20 protein-coding genes and 1 tRNA gene are annotated in these 18201 nt (G+C 35.9%); 7 read left to right on the top strand and 14 right to left on the bottom strand.

Going from position 1 to position 18201, the window contains the following annotated elements:
• Nucleotides 1-428: 428 nt before the first annotated feature.
• From QW128_05620 to serB, 3 genes are all read right to left on the bottom strand, one after another.
• Nucleotides 429-1340 carry a homoserine kinase gene (locus tag QW128_05620; protein ID MEM3833058.1) on the bottom strand — a complete coding sequence of 304 codons (912 nt, stop codon included), beginning with the start codon at nt 1338-1340 and terminating at the stop codon, nt 429-431.
• A complete protein-coding gene (gene thrC / locus QW128_05615) occupies nt 1330-2502 on the bottom strand; it encodes a threonine synthase (GenBank protein MEM3833057.1) in 1173 nt (390 codons plus the stop codon). The genes QW128_05620 and thrC overlap by 11 nt, the downstream gene beginning before the upstream one ends.
• A 97-nt stretch (nt 2503-2599) precedes the next feature.
• Complete coding sequence (serB, locus tag QW128_05610) at nt 2600-3256, bottom strand: phosphoserine phosphatase SerB (GenBank protein MEM3833056.1); 657 nt, start codon at nt 3254-3256, stop codon at nt 2600-2602.
• A 215-nt stretch (nt 3257-3471) separates the two neighbouring features.
• Here serB and QW128_05605 point away from each other — a divergent pair, with 215 nt between their 5' ends.
• The gene (locus QW128_05605) at nt 3472-3744 is read left to right on the top strand and encodes a hypothetical protein (GenBank protein MEM3833055.1); all 273 of its coding nucleotides are present in this window, start codon (nt 3472-3474) and stop codon (nt 3742-3744) included.
• 5 nt (nt 3745-3749) lie between these two features.
• On the opposite strand, the gene QW128_05600 is transcribed toward QW128_05605, so the two are convergent.
• Entirely contained in the window at nt 3750-4937 is a 1188-nt protein-coding gene (locus QW128_05600; protein MEM3833054.1) for an HD domain-containing protein, read from the bottom strand.
• Between the two features lie 230 nt (nt 4938-5167).
• Here QW128_05600 and QW128_05595 point away from each other — a divergent pair, with 230 nt between their 5' ends.
• Nucleotides 5168-5896 carry a hypothetical protein gene (locus QW128_05595; GenBank protein ID MEM3833053.1) on the top strand — a complete coding sequence of 243 codons (729 nt, stop codon included), beginning with the start codon at nt 5168-5170 and terminating at the stop codon, nt 5894-5896.
• Nucleotides 5897-5922: 26 nt separating this feature from the next.
• Here QW128_05595 and mtnA read toward each other — a convergent pair whose 3' ends face one another.
• A complete protein-coding gene (gene mtnA, locus QW128_05590) occupies nt 5923-6957 on the bottom strand; it encodes an S-methyl-5-thioribose-1-phosphate isomerase (GenBank protein MEM3833052.1) in 1035 nt (344 codons plus the stop codon).
• A gap of 13 nt (nt 6958-6970) precedes the next feature.
• Nucleotides 6971-7522 carry a transposase gene (locus QW128_05585; GenBank protein ID MEM3833051.1) on the bottom strand — a complete coding sequence of 184 codons (552 nt, stop codon included), beginning with the start codon at nt 7520-7522 and terminating at the stop codon, nt 6971-6973.
• A gap of 36 nt (nt 7523-7558) precedes the next feature.
• Here QW128_05585 and QW128_05580 point away from each other — a divergent pair, with 36 nt between their 5' ends.
• Together QW128_05580 and QW128_05575 are read left to right on the top strand one after the other, a co-directional pair.
• Nucleotides 7559-7720 carry a helix-turn-helix domain-containing protein gene (locus QW128_05580; protein MEM3833050.1) on the top strand — a complete coding sequence of 54 codons (162 nt, stop codon included), beginning with the start codon at nt 7559-7561 and terminating at the stop codon, nt 7718-7720.
• Nucleotides 7711-8865 (top strand): transposase, encoded by a 1155-nt coding sequence (locus QW128_05575; protein ID MEM3833049.1) that lies wholly within the window; start codon nt 7711-7713, stop codon nt 8863-8865. Before QW128_05580 ends, QW128_05575 begins: the two co-directional genes overlap by 10 nt.
• A gap of 1 nt (nt 8866) precedes the next feature.
• Here the strand turns inward: QW128_05575 and QW128_05570 are convergent, their stop codons facing one another.
• The 5 genes from QW128_05570 to QW128_05550 all read right to left on the bottom strand — a co-directional run bounded on the left by QW128_05570 (nt 8867) and on the right by QW128_05550 (nt 12769).
• Nucleotides 8867-9595, bottom strand: coding sequence for a hypothetical protein (locus QW128_05570; GenBank protein ID MEM3833048.1), 729 nt, complete (start codon nt 9593-9595; stop codon nt 8867-8869).
• Between the two features lie 140 nt (nt 9596-9735).
• On the bottom strand, nt 9736-10797 hold the full coding sequence (gene asd / locus QW128_05565) for an aspartate-semialdehyde dehydrogenase (protein ID MEM3833047.1): 1062 nt from the start codon (nt 10795-10797) through the stop codon (nt 9736-9738).
• Nucleotides 10797-11909 (bottom strand): hypothetical protein, encoded by a 1113-nt coding sequence (locus QW128_05560; GenBank protein ID MEM3833046.1) that lies wholly within the window; start codon nt 11907-11909, stop codon nt 10797-10799. The genes asd and QW128_05560 overlap by 1 nt, the downstream gene beginning before the upstream one ends.
• Before the next feature lie 159 nt (nt 11910-12068).
• Entirely contained in the window at nt 12069-12491 is a 423-nt protein-coding gene (locus tag QW128_05555) for an archease (GenBank protein ID MEM3833045.1), read from the bottom strand.
• Between the two features lie 44 nt (nt 12492-12535).
• Nucleotides 12536-12769, bottom strand: coding sequence for a hypothetical protein (locus tag QW128_05550; GenBank protein ID MEM3833044.1), 234 nt, complete (start codon nt 12767-12769; stop codon nt 12536-12538).
• 226 nt (nt 12770-12995) lie between these two features.
• Between QW128_05550 and QW128_05545 the strand changes: the two genes are divergently transcribed.
• From QW128_05545 to QW128_05535, 3 genes are all read left to right on the top strand, one after another.
• On the top strand, nt 12996-13418 hold the full coding sequence (locus QW128_05545; GenBank protein ID MEM3833043.1) for a translation initiation factor IF-2 subunit beta: 423 nt from the start codon (nt 12996-12998) through the stop codon (nt 13416-13418).
• Nucleotides 13419-13801: 383 nt separating this feature from the next.
• The gene (locus tag QW128_05540) at nt 13802-15070 is read left to right on the top strand and encodes a hydroxymethylglutaryl-CoA reductase, degradative (GenBank protein MEM3833042.1); all 1269 of its coding nucleotides are present in this window, start codon (nt 13802-13804) and stop codon (nt 15068-15070) included.
• A gap of 304 nt (nt 15071-15374) precedes the next feature.
• Nucleotides 15375-15448 (top strand) — tRNA-Lys (locus QW128_05535).
• On the opposite strand, the gene QW128_05530 is transcribed toward QW128_05535, so the two are convergent.
• From QW128_05530 to QW128_05520, 3 genes are all read right to left on the bottom strand, one after another.
• A complete protein-coding gene (locus QW128_05530) occupies nt 15449-15589 on the bottom strand; it encodes a hypothetical protein (protein ID MEM3833041.1) in 141 nt (46 codons plus the stop codon). It lies immediately after the preceding tRNA gene.
• A gap of 337 nt (nt 15590-15926) precedes the next feature.
• Entirely contained in the window at nt 15927-16472 is a 546-nt protein-coding gene (locus QW128_05525; protein ID MEM3833040.1) for a DUF6125 family protein, read from the bottom strand.
• A gap of 416 nt (nt 16473-16888) precedes the next feature.
• Entirely contained in the window at nt 16889-18178 is a 1290-nt protein-coding gene (locus QW128_05520) for a hypothetical protein (protein MEM3833039.1), read from the bottom strand.
• Nucleotides 18179-18201: the final 23 nt, after the last annotated feature.

The following is an 18201-nucleotide window of genomic DNA, read 5'->3' as shown; positions in this document are numbered from 1 at the left end:
ACAAAGATCCTGCCCTGGGAAGAAGGGCATTATCATGCATGTGCATCAATGCACGAGAGTTAAATGGAGCTGAGATTATTATAGAAAAATTACATTGAATCCATTGATAATTTCTGCTCTAAAATCAGAAACTCTCATGCAAAGTCTCTTTCAATGATCAAAAATCTGCAGTTTTAGTGGAGATGAACCGATGTTTAGATGAATTCTTAAGATCTGATAACCATTTCTAGGATAACAGTCCAAGTAACTTTCACAGTCAGCTCTGAGGAGAGCAATGTTAAAGTTTTTTGTTGTAAGTAATTGCATGAAGATTTGGCAAGAAAATATAGTTTTAACCATGTGATGAATTGAGATTCTAAAAGAGCAATGAACTATAGATCGATGAGCATCTTAGAAGCAAGAACATTCCAACTTTAGCGTGGATAATGTCAAACTTGTGATGCGGGTGGTGCGGGTTTTGTAGATATTACGTCTGCTTTAATGTTTTCTTCACTGTATGCCTTTGACATTGCAGACATCACATTTTTTAAATGCTCTTCATCAGTTAATGCTATAACACTTGGACCAGCACCACTTATTGTAAACCCAAACGCTCCGGCTTCTTTGACGTATTTCCTTAACTTTTCATATGCTGGAACCATTAATGCTCTTATAGGTTCAATTATGTTGTCTGTCATACTTTGTCCTATTAACTCTAATGAGTTAGTGTAGAGTCCAGCTATGAAAGCAGCCATACGACTAAGGCTATGTGGTAATACTTCTAATGACAAAGTTTTAGGAGCTATTATTCTCATTATCTCGGTTTTATGTGATGGTGTCTTTACATGTGGTATACCAAGTACAAAATATCCTTTAGGATAAAATCTTAATGCTTTTAATGGATTTAGGTTATAAATTATTATAAGACCACCCAGTAAACTAGCCGTGACATTATCGTAATGTGGTGATCCAGCAGCAACCTTTTCTGAGAGTCCAGCTATAGACGCCACTCTCATATCATCAATTTTTAAACCTAATTCTAAACTTAATGCTTTCACAGTTGCCACTGCAGTAGCTCCACTCCCCCCTAACCCAAGTCCTAATGGTATACCTTTCCAAATTTTTATGTCTACATCAACACCAACATTGCTCATAGTTAAAAGAAGTCGGGCACTTAATAGTGCAGTATTATCTTCTAGTGAGATATTTTCTGAATATGGTCCATGAAATTCGGTAGTTATTCGTCCATTTCCAGTTTTCACAGAAACATCGACTTCATCATAAAATGCATCTAATGCAACTGCTGCAACATCAAAACCAGCCCCTAAATTAGCAGAACTACAGTATGCTCTAACCTTCATTAAAGTCACCTCTCATCAAATTCAATAGCTCCTCTTGGTTAGCTTTCATTATACTAAACCCATTTAATGTAGATGATGGATCTTTCAAGGCATGAGCAGTCACGATCGCCACGGTTAGCTCTTCCCTATTAATTATGTTTTGTTCAATAAGTTTTTTTAACCCAGCTATACTAGCTGCTCCAGCAGGTTCTGCCCCAATTCCATCCCTTCTTGCTAACAGTTTCTGCGCTGATGTAATTTCGTGGTCCGTTACTGTTATGAAAAGGCCATCAGATTCTTTTACAGCCTTCCATGCTTTAGGCCAATTCACAGGCTTACCAATTCTTATTGCTGTTGCGATAGTTTCTGGGTTTTCTATGAAGAGTGCCCTTTCCAGTTTTTTCATCCATGCTGTGGCTAATGGTGATGCACCTTCAGCCTGAACTCCAACCATTTTCGGTAATTTATTACACAATCCTAGTTCTTTAAGTTCTTTGAAGCCCTTCCATATAGCTGAGATATTACCAGCGTTTCCTACAGGAACTACAACCCAATCTGGACAACCCAATTGATCATATATCTCAAATGCTATTGTTTTTTGTCCTTCTAACCTCCATGGGTTAAAGGAGTTTAGTGGATAAATTGTTTTACTGCTAACTACATCAATAACCATTTCTAATGCCTTGTCGAAATTACCTTGAACCTCAATAATCTTAGCACCATGTAATGAAACTTGCGCTAGTTTTCCTTGCGCAACAGCTCCTTGGGGAATAAATACATAACACTGCAAACCAGCTCTAGCCGCATATGCGGATGCAGACGCAGCAGTATTACCTGTTGATGCTACAATAACCGATTTAACACCTGCCTCTTTTGCTATTGTTATTGCTACAGTCATGCCCCTATCCTTAAAACTACCAGTTGGATTAGTACCTTCAAACTTAATGTAAACATTGTCGAACATGTTTGAATGAATGAGCGGAGTACCACCCTCATCTAGAGATATAGGATTTTTTACGTGAGGTAAAAGCTCTTTATACCTCCATACTCTAAGAGGGCGTTTCCTTAATTCATCCCACGACAAATTTGTTACTGAATATTTCACTTCGAGAAGACTGTCACATTTCGGACATTTAAATAACCATGGGTTTGGTTCGAAAACAGTTCCACAGTTTATGCAAATGAGTTTGTTCCCAATTTCATCACGCTCACCTAACGTTTATTCTTAAAAGACAGATATTTAAAAATAACTCGTAATCAGTTTAAAAATAAATAAACTTTTAGAATTTTAGATATTCGAATATTTTACTTAGATCTTTTTCTTTTATTGAGATGTCTGCTTTAAGTTCCACGATTGGCGCAGCATTAAATGCTATCTTGGTCTTTGCAATATTAAATAGTGTTAAATCGTTCGCACCATCAACAACAGCAATATCCACAATGCGTTTATTTATATAACGCATTAAGGCTGCAGCTTTATCTGAACTGACTTCAAAAAGTATTCCACTAATCCTTTCTTGACTATCAAAGAACAACTTATTACTAATAACTATGTCTAATTCTAACTCCTTTTTAACACGATCAGCCAGAAATTGAAATCCGCCTGTTACAGCAGCTATATTAAATCCAAGTTCCTTTAATTTAGCACAAGTTTCCTTGGCCCCTTTCATAAGAGGAAGGTCCCATGCAACTTCTTCTGCCATTTTCTTATTTATTTTACCATTTAGTATTTTAAGACGCATGATCAATCCTTCATCCCAATTAACTTCTCCTGACAATCCTTGTCGAGTAATCTCATCAATTACTTTGCCAAGACCAACCAAATTAGCCAGCCCGACTAGATATTCACCATCAACAAGAACACCCTCAACATCGAAGACGATCCATCGATTTCTTGATGTATTTGCATGTAGTTGAAAGTGTTCATTTCTTTTAATTATCTTATCGATTGGTTATTCATCACCGATCACTATTATTTTTATCAAAGCAATATTTAACTTTAACTCCTCATACTTTAACCTCTAAAAATCATAAAGACTAATTTGAGTGAGCTTTCATTACATTTCATGTTAAGTTTTTGATAGTCTTCATTAATATGAAACAGTTACATTTATATATTTTGTTAAATAATTGTTAACTCTAGTGTATAAAAATGAGACTGACGCCGGACGAATTAAGGTATTTAGTTTGGCTACTAAAACGAGCATTGCTAGATGAGAGTTTTGACGGAGACGCTGTGTATGCAAAGGAACTATTAAACAAATTATTAACAATGTATTGGAGATGCGATTATTGCGGAGCCGAAATAGTCTCAGAAAGAACAAGTAGGATGATAAGATTAGTGAGCGAACACATGAATGCAATACATGGCATGAGTAAAAAAGATTCTGAGATACTTGCAAAAAATTACTTTAAAATAACCTAAATTTTTTATTTAAATATTTTTCGTGAAACTTTAGCAACGATTTCCCTATTTTCCTTCGTAGTATATACTGCAAAATTCCATGCTCTTTTATATGCGCTTGAAAGTGCTTCAGAGAGCGGTGACAAACTTTTAATATCTGCTATATTACTGTTCGTTAATATTTTAACTTCAGCCTCCTCTAATATGGGTAATTCTGGTATATCTATTAGAACATCTTGGAGATTTACTCCAGCAGTATTTGCGATTTCTTCTTCCAACTTATTTCTCAATGCTATATTGCTACGCGCTTGGAGTAATGTTTTTACCAAATCTTTGTTTGTTTCATCCCAATCCTGATAATAAGCTCTTTTAAAGAGTTTTCTCTCATTCACTAGTTCTGCTAGTCTTTTTTGTTCACCTTCAGATTTAATAAGGATTTCCATTAGCTCTTCATCCCCAATCTTATAAAGATCCTCCATGCGTAATGTATTATTTTTGAGTGCATATTCAATGGCTCGTGAAATCATTGTTGATGCAATTCTAACAGTTTTATGATTATAAACAATATTATACATAAGATAACGTGCGAATAATACAGATTCCGCAGGTCTCAATCCTTTCCTTGAAATGGCCAGAGTATCATTAAAAACCCTATACTCAGTAAATATTCTAGTATCTATAACACCATATGCTACACCACAATAATACGCATCTCTTCGAAGATAATCTAACCTGTCAGCATCAATTTCTCCTCTAACTATATGAGAAAGAAAATCAGCCTTGCCCACGATCATATCAGAGATTTTATCAGGATCTAAACCTTCACTCTCTAGAACATCGTTTATCTCCGTATGTTTTATAATTTGTTTAGCTATTAACTCATGTCTTTCTGGCCCTAAAATAGTATCACCAATAGAATGTGATAAAGCTGTATGACCTATATCATGTAAAAGAGCAGCAGCGTATAATGACTTTTCGTCATCTTTAGTAATCTCTAAACCGTTTATCTTAAGCGTTAAAAGAATTTGTTCAGCGACATATCTGGTACCTATTGAATGTTCAAATCTAGTATGTTGCGCACCAGGATATACTAAATAAACCATACCAGTTTGCTTGATTTTTCTTAATCTTTGAAACGGACGTGTATCTATTATTTTTATATCTAAATCTGTAAGAAGTATATTTTGATGAATTGGATCTCTAATCAATTTCACATTGAATAAGTATACAAAGGACGCTTAAATACCTTAAGTTTTGGTTTTCTTGAAAAATTAGAAAAATTCACAAAAATTAAAAATTATTGTAAAAAGCGTATAATTTAGCTAAAAATCTGTTTAATTGATTTATCAATTTATTAAAAATATCATTGAGCTTTGGAATGAATTTCTTGAACAGTAAGAAAGATAAATAATTTATATGTTTAGAGTTGTATTTGTATAGGATAATGAGATCACAAAAAAATGGAAACACAAGATTAGATAAGATCGAAAATGAACTTACTGCAGTTAACATAATCAGAATTCTTAAGAATAATTTTTTAACGTATTCAGAAATAGCACAATTAACAGGAATATCATCAAACCTTCTTAGCAAATATGCATCAGGAAAAACGATTCCCAACAAAATCAAAACTGAGCGCATATTAAGATTAGCTACAACACAATGGGTCATATCTAAAGTAGTTCAAAGAATAGTATATGATTACTTAAATAACGATGGCGCAATGAACCTGATGCCAGACTATTTAAGGTTAATATCGATCTATTTTAAATTCATGTGTAATAATAAAAATATTGATAAAGTAGTAACAAGAGTCTCACCAATTGCAATTATTGCGGCGTACATCTCTAATGCATTAAATAAACCATTGGTATTAGTTTATGATGAAAAATATACACCCGGCGACTTCTCAATAAAAGTTCAAGATGAATATAGAGAAATGCTTCATGTATCTAAAAGAGTGTTAAAAAATGACGATCGTGTAATTGTCTTTGAAGAAAATCCAAGTAATATTAATCGCCAAATCCTTCTCTACCAATTGCTGTTAGCAGCTGGTGCTGTAGTAGATCGAATATTTTATTTATACTCTTTAAATAGGTCAGATGTTAAGAAGCTCATGAACATCTTGAGGCTGAAAAATAAAAATCACATAGTTATACTTTATGAAGCATAAGATTATTTCTTAAAACTGAAAGCTTTTTAGTGTGAGAAGTGTGTCAAAATTTTTGGTATATTTTCTGAATATGGTGGATAGATTATTCCTTTTTCAGTTATTATCCCAGTAACATTCTTGGGCGGTGTTATGTCGAACACTGGATTATAAACTTGAATATTCCTTGGTGCAATGCGTTTACCTTTGATATGAGTAACTTCTCTAGAATCACGTTCTTCTATTATTACTTCATTAATATGTCTTGTCAAATCAAAACTTGATGTAGGAGCTACAACATAAAACTCAACATTGTGAGTTTTAGCCAAAACAGAAAGAGTATAAGTGCCAATTTTATTTATCACGTGACCGTCACGCAAAATCCTATCAGCTCCGACAAACACTTTCGTGACACCTTTATTCCGCATTACTATTCCTGCCGCACTATCAACAATTAACTTAAATGGCACACCAGCTTGCTTAAGTTCCCAGGTAGTAAGCCTTGCACCTTGAAGAGCAGGACGTGTCTCATCAACATATACCATTATCTTTTTACCTTGCTTATGCGCTCTTATTATGACTCCTAAAGCAGTACCTATATCTACAGTTGCTAACATACCAGTATTACAATGTGTAATTATTATATCACCATCTTTTATTAACGATGCACCGTATTCGCTTATCGCCTTGTTCACTTGTACATCTTCTTCAGCCATGTTTATTGCTTCATTAATAACTGCATTCTTTGCCTCTGAAAGATTACTGTATGATAAAGCTTTTGTTAATATTCTGTTCGCAGCCCATGAAGCATTCACTGCAGTGGGTCGAGCATTTGCAAGAGCCTGAGCAGCTTGCTTAAGTTCACCTATGAAATCTTCATAACGAGCAGCATTACTACAATATGCCACAAGCGCCAATCCAAATGCTACTGCGACGCCGATAGCTGGTGCCCCTCTTATCTTCATAGATTTGATTGCATCAGCTAACTCTCTATAATCACTGGTCTCAACAATCTTTAAACGGGTTGGCAGTTTTGTCACATCAATAAACCTTACTTTACCGTTAATCCACTCTATACTTCGCATAAAACCTCACTCATTAATTGAAACATAGGAATTTAAGCTTTATGAGTGAGCTTCTCCACGACTGAGGTCGGGAGCTTCCAGCGTTCGCCTGGAGCTTTACGCTTCCAGTCACATCTGCTGGTTTGCGGAGCTCACAGCTCCGCCATCCCATAGAGCCCATTACTCTATGGGCTATGTTGATGCATGCGTTTAAATCCCTGTCGTATTCCATTCCGCAGTCTGGGCATCTGAACTCTCTTTTAACCTTTTGGGCAACATGCCCGCATCTATGGCATGTTTTAGAAGTATTCTTAACCAACTTCTTTGGCAGATATATTACATTAATGCCGTTCAGCATGGTCTTATATTCCACGATTGCCTGAAGCCTTCCGAATGGTAGGCTGTGGAATCTCTTGTTCAACCACTTAGATTTCTTGAAGTTTTTGCGGATGCCTTTCAAGTCTTCCATTACTATTACTGGTTTTGGAAACTGTTTAGCGTAGGCTACTATTTGGTTGGCTATTATATGCAGTTGATGGTTGACCTTCTGCCTCTCCTTGCCGTGGTCAGCAGTTTTGGAATAGATAGGTTTAAATATTTGTTTAACTCTATTAACTCTTTGATGGAAAAAGAACTACTTAGACCAAAGGATGTTGCAAAAATATTCAACATCTCAGTTAAAACGCTCTGGAAGTGGCAGAAGAAAGGCATTATTAGAGCAGTTAAACTTCCAACTGGCAAGCTCCGCTATCCCAAGAGCGAGGTTGAGAGGCTATGGAGGTAGTTAAGAGCTACAGGATCCCAGTAGATGTTCCAAAAGATTTAATCGAAGAATACTTCAAAGTTAAGCGGAAGGCTTTAGACGCAATCTTCTCGCACGTTAAAATTTCCAAGAAGGCTCACCTTAACTTGAAAGCTGAGGATAGGAGAGAGCTTAGAGATGAACTGCTACGGGAGTGGAGATACTCAAAGCATTACGTTGATTCAGCAATGAACTCTGTCATAGGGCTTGTTAAAGGCTGGATAACGTTCTATAACAAGGGAAAAGCTGAAGGTAAGCCTGAGATAACTAAGAGGACAGTATATATTAAGAGCACGCTCTTCAGCTTTAGAAATGGCATACTGAGGGTAAGCATTGAACCGAATAAGCGGTATCTTGAGGTCGACTTAAGAAAGTGTTCGTGGATTCCAAAAGACTTTGATAAAGTCGGTGGGCTACTTATGACTGAGAAGGAGTTGATAATTACAGTTAAGAAGAGGGTTGAGCCCAAAGCTGAGAAGTGGGTATCATTTGACGTTAACTTAACGAACGTAACGGCGTTCATAGGTGGCGAGATCAAGCGCTATGACTTAAGAGAGCTCTACCATATTCACAGAACCTATGAAACTAAACTGCAGAGGATACAAAAGTTATCTAAGATTAAGCCTCTAACCTCAAAGATGCTCCTCAAGAAGTACTCTAAGCGTGAGAAGAATAGAGCCAAAGACTTCATGCACAAACTAACCACGCAGGTTGCGGGGGAGCTCAAGGAGAGGAACTGCGGAGCGATACTTGAAAACCTGAAAGGTATAAAGGGGCGAATTCTTAATGGCTCAAGGAAAAATAATAGAAAGCTCTCAAAGTGGAACGCAAGGACGTTTCAGTTCATGCTCGAATACAAGCTGAAATGGCTTAACCTACCAGTAAAGTACGTTAGCCCAGTCAACTCATCTAAAACCTGCCCAGTCTGCTCAGGAAGCATGGCTTCCTATCTGGGCAGGATAATGAGGTGCGAAGAATGCGGGTTAACAATGGATAGAGATATCATAGCGGTGTTGAACCTTCAGATGCGGGGAGAAGGGTTCACCCAAAGAGCCCCCAATGAGCTAATCAAGGGGGAAGGGTTAAGTAGGAATGAAAGTAACAACTCACTATGCATTCCTACTTAACTCAGAACCCTCTAAGCTCCTTAACCTTTCTAAGTCTCTTCTTCTCTTGAAGCTTCCTCCTGATGTGGCTGTAAAGTCCCCTAATCCTCTTGATTTCTTCACCTCGCCAGAATTGTCCTTTCATAGGTTTCTCCGGATTATTCTTTGAAATAGCAACTGCAACGGCTAAGTTGCGCTCGCCCCTGTCTATGGCTATCACGGTTTCAGGTTCGTCTGTAAGCTCCACGGTTTTCTTTAGAACAAAATGGGCAAACCATTCTCCATCTCGCTTAACCATCTCAACGGTAGTGAAGGACCATTCTCCGCTTAGTGCCGATTCAATCCTATCTCTTTGATGCCTTCCGAAGACTATTGGAAGGCTTACTCTATTGCGATTTAAGGTCAGAGTTAGCCAGTATGGAGTTAAGACATTGGTTGTCTTTGAAAATCGATAGCATCGCCTATCAAACCTTATGGAGGTTCTTTTCAACTTTAAAACACTATTTTTCTTTCTGTTCTCCTTGAAACTTTTAAGAATCTCTACAGCTTTGTCTCTTGCCGTTTGTATCAGTGCTGAGCTAAGTTCGAAGCTCTCTCTGGCGTAGCTATAACCGTTTCTATGCAAGTATGTCTTAGAGGTATTATTCAAGGATAGATACCATTTCACAAGCCCAAAGTATTCGCTGAGACACCTGTTTAAGGCTAAAACCTTCCGCTCGTTAGGTCTAAAAACCCTCCCTACAACCGTCAACCGAACATCCTTCCGCACGGAACATCCAAGATCGATTACTTTGAGGGACTTATTAAATTTTGCACCATTCATCCCACGGTTAAAACGCGTGAGTTTTCTGGCTAACTTTTATAAACTGAATTTTTAAAGAAAATGATTACCTATCTCTTCAAAAATCCTAAGGCAGCTGCTAATTCAGCATTAAGTATGGTATTTCCACTTGCACCCCTTATAGTATTGTGACCTGTGGCAACATATTTTATCACACTGACTTTATCTACTTTATGTAATCTAAACCTTCCTATGCTCACTGCCATGCCCCTCTCTGAATTCCTATCAAGTCTAGGCTGAGGTCTATCATACTCTTCACGTAATATTATGGGTTTTTTAGGAGCTGTGGGAAGGTTCAGTCTTTGAGGAATACCAGAGAACTCTTTATATGATTTAAGAACTAAATCAAAATCTACATTCTTTTCAACTAATGCATGAACAACTACTGTATGACCATCTATAACTGGAACTCTAGTAGTAGTGGCTTCAATCCATAAATTACGTGGTACAACCTCGTTGCCATTAATATTTCCTAAAATCTTTCTTGGTTCAATAGAAAGTTTTTCTTCCTCACCTTTTATATAGGGAATAATATTATCATGTATACTCATAGAATATAATCCAGTATAACCGGCCCCTGAAATAGCTTGAAGGGAAGTCACATTCACTAACTTTAATTCTTGAACAACATCTATAAGAGGTTTTAAACTTAGAGAAAGAACATTAGATGTACAATTAGGAGATTTAACAAGAATACCACCAAGCTTGCTTGGTAAAACTTTCAATAACTCTAAATGTGCATGATTCACTTCTGGGATCACAAGAGGCACAATAGGTTCCATTCTATAAGGACTTGTATCAGAAAATACTGAAAAACCATTCTTCACAAACTGCATTTCAACATACTTGGCAACGTCAGTAGGTAAAGCAGAAAAAACAATATCAATATCCTTAAAATCATGTGGTACAGCCCTAGAAATTTTAAGGTCAATAATATCTGAAGGCATTAGATCCTCTATAAACCATGAAACTGCTGATCCATATTTCATACCAACTTTTTTATCACTTGCGGCAACTTGGACTAAGTTAAACCATGGATGTTTGCTCAGAAAACTTACATATCTTTGACCAACTATTCCAGTCGCGCCAAGAACCGCTACATCATAAGTCATTATTCATCACCCCACACCTCCAATATTACTTTATGAACCTTGAACATTGCATCATAGACATTTGACGATGTTTTCAGCACAGCATGTATCGCATCTAAATTAAGAACATTCCATTTGTTGAAACTGACAACACTGAGTAAATGTTTTATGTTCCTGTTGACTCCTCGTCCTATTATGATCAATAGATCATCATGATTGGTAACTATTTTTATGTGAGCGGGTGAATACGAATTAGTTACTGTCGTGCCTATGAAATCCTTGTTAACAATTTTTATTGATCCACTAAAACCATTGGCATAATCAAATGTTTTTTTATGTAAATTTTTAACCTTATATTCCGCAGCCACGCGCGCTTCATCCAGATCAATTAATGGAACAACCTTTGCATCAGACACTATTTTCGGATCAGCAGACATTATTCCAGGGGTTTCAGTAATCAGATACAGATTATTTGCCTCTAACGATTTAGCGATGAGCATGGCACTTAAATCTGATGCTCCTCTACCCATGGTTGTTATATTCCCTTCAGAATTAACACCTATAAAACCAGGAATAACGGGAATAACTTCATTAACAATCACTTTCTCTAAAGACTCTCTGATGTTAAAAATGACTTGTGACATTAACGGTGATGCATTACCATATTCAGATGTAGTTATTAAACCGATGTCACGTGGTCCAAAAACCCTCGAATCATATCCCCTAGATCTTAACCAGCCATTGACTATTAGTGCTGATGCTCTTTCACCAAAAGAAAGTGCTCTATCTTTATAAAACTGTAAATTACCACAATTTTGTACAGCATGAACAAATTCTTCTGAAAGCTTCCTTAAACCTTCATAAGTATCATTATTCAAGCCCAGTTCATTGAGTGTATTATAATATGGTGTGAGTATTTTTTCAAGAACATCTTTAGAAGGGTTTTCACATACAGATATGATTAGGTCTGTTATTCCTTTTATCGCCGAAACAACTAGAATTAATCTATGTCCATCAAACCGATTGAACAATTTTTTTAAAATCTCATCAAAATCTTGAGGAGTTTTAAGAATAGATCCTCCAAGTTTAATAACAGTCACTTGTTTTGTTACCACCCTTAATTTTGTTGTCACCCACCGTTATCGCACCTCATTAGTCATTATATAAGTGAGCAACATCAAAATAAACTTTTTTATGTCATGTATGAAATTAAGCTTAAATATAATAGAGTCATTTATGAAGCCAAGATAAAGGATGTTGATCTCCATTTTTTAATAATGATACAACTTTAATTAGATATCAAGAAGGTATCTTATTATCCATAGTTCATTGTTTTTCTCTATTTTCATCTCATGATATGTAACAGCCTTCACAACAACCTTTGATCCATGCTTCTCTCTTTTGTATTTTTCACCCCAACACATTGCATTTAACTTATAATTTCCTTCATGACCAGAAATTGTTACCTTAAACTTAGAAAAAACTAAAAATTCTGTGTCGACAGTTATTATTAATTGTTCAAGCCAATTATACAAAAGTTCTTCAAGATCATAACCTACAACTTCTATAGAATACTCTGTAAGTTGGTCGACTCTTTCTATGTAAACCATTTGATCAAACATAGCCCTAGCAGATTCCTGAAACGCTTCTTCTAAAGTATTACCCCACGCTTCAATAATCACATCAGCAACATGGTCAAGTACCCTAAAGCCCATCTCATGTATTAATAAAAACACACATATTTAATACTTTTATTCAGTCACTCTACAACTATTTCTAAATCCAATCCAATACCTAATCCTTCAGGATTGCCATCAAACTCTACCAACAAATACTCATCGTTAATAGCACTCTTTATAATACCCCACCAGACTTGATTCTTATAATCCTGATAACGAACTCTCTTACCGACCAAAGATTTAATATCAATAGTCTCCAACGGAACCACTAACACACCATTATCTTCGAACGAAATGATCATAGCACTGACCATAACGCTCGCGAATAAAAATAAATACCATAATAAATATCTTTTCCTCCAGCAAGCCATCAAAAAACTACAAAAGATCGACAAGAAAGCTTCCTGCCCGTGTAAATTTCTAAGAGGAGGAAGTCTTAGAGGTTAAGCACAACCATATTCATCTCAGCTAAGATTAGCATTTTTTAAATAGTACAGCAAAACAATATATCTATGAGCAAAATTTAGTATACGGTATACCATGTCAAAATTAAGCATAAACAGTTATGATGAGATGCTAAATCGAGTATATAGTAGTGTAAGCGTTAAGCCAGAAAAATATACAAGATATGAAATACCAAAACTCACTTCTTACAATGAAGGAGCAAAGACCATTATAACAAACTTTAAGTATGCTGCAGAGAGATTAAATAGAAAACCAGAAGAGCTAGCAAAATTCATCTACAAAGAATTAGGTGCTGGAGGAAATATAGATAACGAAAGACTGATACTCACTGGGAGATTTGAGAATGAACAAATAAACACTGTAATTAACCTGTATTATAAACGTTACGTAATATGTCCAGTATGTGGTAAGCCAGATACAGTATTAATTAAACAAAAGAAGATCGTATATATGAAATGTCTTGCATGCGGAGCAGAAAGCCCAGTACCAGAAATATAGAAGGCCGACCTTCCAGAACTGTTTATAAGAATGGGTGCCCAGAAAACCTGGATCTGAAATGTGCAAATTAATTTCTGGAAGTTGCATGCTTTTTCGTGGGATGTTCTCGCACAAAACGCATGTATAAACATAGTCCATACCTTAACGAGAGGTATGAGATGAGAGAGTTGTGAACCATGCAAACCAGCAGATGAGGGAATGAGTATGAAGCTCATTTCAAACGCTAGAAGCTCCCGACTTTAGCCGAGGAGAAGCTCACTATAAGGAATACCAAAATACTGTGATGTTTAAGTTTACACGAAAGTTGTTCAAGATAAATAAGTTAATTTTTGTTTACACAAATATATAAGAATCTAGAGAGAAGAATACTTGGTGTGAGAACCGTGAGTAAAACATCACGAATTCCTGGATTCTATAAATTACCAATAGATGAAAGACTAAAAATTGTTGCTGATTTTGCTGGACTTACACAAGATGAGATTGAATTATTGAAAAAGGCAGGAAATTTGGATTTATCGATAGCTGATAGAATGATAGAAAATGTAATAGGGACTATGGCATATCCTTTTTCAGTTGCCGTAAACTTCTTAATAAATGAACGTGATTATTTGATACCAATGGTAATAGAAGAGCCCTCAGTAGTTGCCGCTGCAAGCAATGCTGCAAAGTGGGCTAGAGCTAAAGGTGGAATATTTACATCAAGTACTGGCTCCATAATGATGAGTCAGATTCAACTAACGCATGTGAAAGATCCATGGGGGGCCAAAATGAAAATACTTGAGCATAAAAATGATCTAATAAGAATTGCTAACGAACAAGATCCTACATTAGTAAACTTGGGAGGTGGAGCAAAAGATATCGAGGTACGTGTAATAGATACTATGAAAGGTCCTATGGTAATTACACATTTAGTAGTTGATGTAAGAGATGCTATGGGAGCTAATGCAGTAAATACTATGGCAGAAGCTGTTGCACCATACATAGAAGATTTGACAGGCGGAAAAGTTTACCTGAGAATTATAACAAACCTAGCAGACAAAAGATTAGTTCGCGCCAGAACAGTTATTGACAAAAATGAGATTGGTGGAGAGGATGTCGTAGATGGAATAGTTGAAGCATGGGCATTTGCGGCCGCAGATCCATATAGAGCAGCAACGCATAATAAAGGAATAATGAATGGAATAATAGCTGTCGCATTAGCTACAGCGCAAGATCATAGAGCATTAGAAGCGGGCGCACACGCTTATGCTACACGTTATGGACATTACACATCATTAACAACATGGGAGAAAAATGAAAATGGAGATTTAGTGGGAACTTTAGAAATACCGATGGCTGTCGGATTAGTTGGAGGAGCGGTAAAAACACATCCTATTGCAAGAATAGCATTAAAAATACTTGGTGTAAAAACAGCCACTGAACTTGGTGAAGTCATGGCCGCAGTAGGACTTATACAAAACTTAGCAGCACTCAAAGCATTAGTAACAGAGGGCATTCAAAGAGGACACATGAAACTGCATGCAAGAAATGTAGCAATCATGGCAGGTGCAACACCTGATATGGTAGATAAAGTCGTTGAAATAATGGTAAAAGAAGGAAAAGTGCGTTTTGATAAAGCAAAAGAAATAGTAGAACAACTTAAAAAACAATAATCTCTTAAAGCTTTTATAAAAGAACAGCAAATCTGCTCTTTTAGCAAAATAAAATTTATGAATTTTTTAAAGCAAATTCAAATATAAAAGAAGATAAACAGGGGATTTTCCATCACCTTTACCTTAAATGAAGACTATTGAAAGACTGAAGAACTGAGAATCTCTCTACTTCAGTCGTGGATATCAACAATTCATCCCAGAACTGAAGTTCTAGACTTTCTCGTCGAGTTTACTTGTAAAATTTTCTACTTTTAAGCTGTTGAAAAAATTTAAAAGAAAGTTTAAAGTATATCCGATTGAGCATGGGTCCGTGGCTCAGCCAGGTGGAGCGCCCGGCTCTTAACCGGGTGGTCGCGGGTTCAAATCCCGCCGGACCCGCTATATTACTTTTCTGATGATTTTGTGGATTTTTTTAACTATTAGTGTAAAATTCTTTACCCACTCTTTCGGCGAGAAGGCTTCCGACTTCGGTCGTGGAGATGAATCGCCGTTAACTTTATATTCCTCCAATTCCACCATCTCCTTGAGCAGGTCGCTCGCATGTGGATGGGATGTCCGAAAGCTGGAATAAGGCTCCCATCCAAGACTGGTGGGGATGGTTCCAGCGAGCGGGCTATGGGCTATATGCTCATGGCAGGGGCTGGTTTGACACAGCCCTTAACTCGGTAGAATGAGTGGAGGCCCCACGACAAACCGAGAATCTCCTGGCTTTAGCCGTGGAGAGTGTCAAGTCTCTGACTTTTACCGTCTCACTCTTTGAAATATCACTTGAAGTTAATTTAGCTTTCCATATTATCCCTTCAATTTTAATTTCCAGTCGGTTTCAGATCTGACAGCTATGACTATATTTTGGAGTTCACTCAATGAATTTAAATCTCCATCCACACCAATAATCAGGTTTTTTCTCGTCTGGGGGGCATGAAATTACTTCAACATCAATCTTTGGATTAAGCTCTTTAACGAAAGATTTTAAATAATTAAATCTAACATTCTTGCAGGGAAAAATGTTTAATCCTTTTTTAATCCTAGTTTCCTGAATTCTACACTTAATTACATAAAATTCTCCAGTATTCTTTAGTTTGTCAATATTATACCTCTTTTCTTCTTGATAAAGAGCCCAACTGGTGTTTAACAAAATCTCTATCAAACTTTCAACATCATTAACTGAATTGTAATTGAAAAAGTTTTTTAAATCTTTAGCTTCAATCCTAGCTAAAATTTCCCAAGTATTTTTATCAATCTTAGCTGCATTATCAACACCAAAATTTTTCTCGATATCCTGAAAATAAAGCCCGTCGACACGCCAAATATTCTTGATCTGAATAAAAAATAGGTCCAGAAGTTTATCTTTATCAAGTTTAGATAAACGGATTTTATCATCATCTTGAGTTATATTGGACATTTAATCACCGTAATTGAAAATAGTTATTGTAATAAAAATTTTATGCTCTTTAGATATAATATTGATGGTAAACTCAGCATTAGTAAACCTTAAGAAATAAACACACATGTAATCGTAAGTGAGCTACTCCCACTGAATGGAGAGCAGTGCCCGTCTGGGACTTTATGCTTATCTTCTCCCTCTAGTTTAGAGTTCACAACTCTCTTATCCTTTTCTAACTAACCTATTAAAAATAGATACTCATTAGAATGGACTGTGAAAATCTAAGCAGTAATGTATCTCTAACTTCTAAAACGAAATAGTAGTGAAATGAGAGCCTAGAAGAATTTCGGGAATGGAAATTAATGAATTGTTTTCAACATTGCAGATAATTTAGATACTTTTTAACTGGGAAACTAGGAGTTTATTAATAGGATTTAAGTCATATTGTGTTGATTTTTTATGAAAATCTTAAATTCATTTATTTTTTCGATAGCAAATTTTATAGTTAGTTGATTTAGATCCTCAATTTTAATAGAGTGTTCAACGTCTTTAATTAGTTGATGTAATTGTTCTAATGGTGTTTCACCTTTAGCATAATTTAATAATTCTATGGAAAGTTGTTTGATTTGAGCGATATTGAACCCTACATCATCAATAACATCAATGTTTTCGTTGATTAGAATATTTTTAATCTTGTTTGGGAGTTTTGCTTTAGATATCAGATACATCTTCTTTGGTAAATATACCTTCTTGTATAATATTACTGATTCGACTTCATTTAACCTTATGCTTTTTTCCGGATTTTTCTCTATATTTTCTTTTCTCTGAACACCCAGTGATTCTGCCAATCCTGTCCACAATCCTTCAATCCATTTGCTTCTCCACTCTTCCGCTGTTAATGGTTTTGCTAGAGGACCTCTTACCTCTCTTGCTCTAACATACCAATCATCTAATTCTTTAAACTCTATTATAATGTCAGGTCTTCTTATTGGTGGATCTGTTGAAGGATTAACAATATTAAACACTTCACCACCGTATACCATTAAATCAGGTCTTAAAGCCGTATATAAGTTCCAAATTTTCATGAGATCGCCTGTATCACCCCATGCTATAGGTCTTGGAGCCTCAAGGTAAAAGCTTAAGAGTCCTTTATAAGTTGATAAGACTATATTTGGGGGTATGCTATGTATTTTTTGTTTGCCCGCACGATCAAGTAAGAGATGTCCATGTTCAGGATATGTGATTCTAGCGAAGCCCTGATCTCTTATGTGGTACAATATCGTTATGAATCCCCAATATTGATAAATCGATCTTAAATTCGTTCTAACTGATGTGACTATCGCTGACCCAGCAGTCCTTCTAAAAGATTTCAGAGTATCTTTATTTCTGAGTAAATCATATGAATAATTAAATATTTTTTTCATTAAATGTCGTTCAGGGTTTTCTAGAAAACTTCTGAACTCTCTAGGATATAAAACACCTTTAAAACCATAAATTTGCGAGACTTTATCCATCCAATCTTTAAAAATCGTTATCCACTGATTTATCTTGTTCAAATCATCGTTTATCCTCCATCTAATGAATTTTATTCTAAAATCATCAAACAATTCGCTGAACTTTTTACTAAGATCTTCATCGCTAAATTTAAATTTACGCCTTTTATCATATGTGTCTAAAAAAATCTTTAGTTTATGATAGACATCTAGCCATTGAACTTTAGCCATATTAATATAACCTCTATTATGTA

Source organism: Thermoprotei archaeon, from assembly GCA_038881895.1.
Taxonomy (GTDB): Archaea; Thermoproteota; Thermoprotei; order Gearchaeales; family WAQG01; genus JAVZOV01.
Note: the sequence above shows the minus strand (reverse complement) of the source record. Positions and strands in the feature narration are given on the sequence as shown.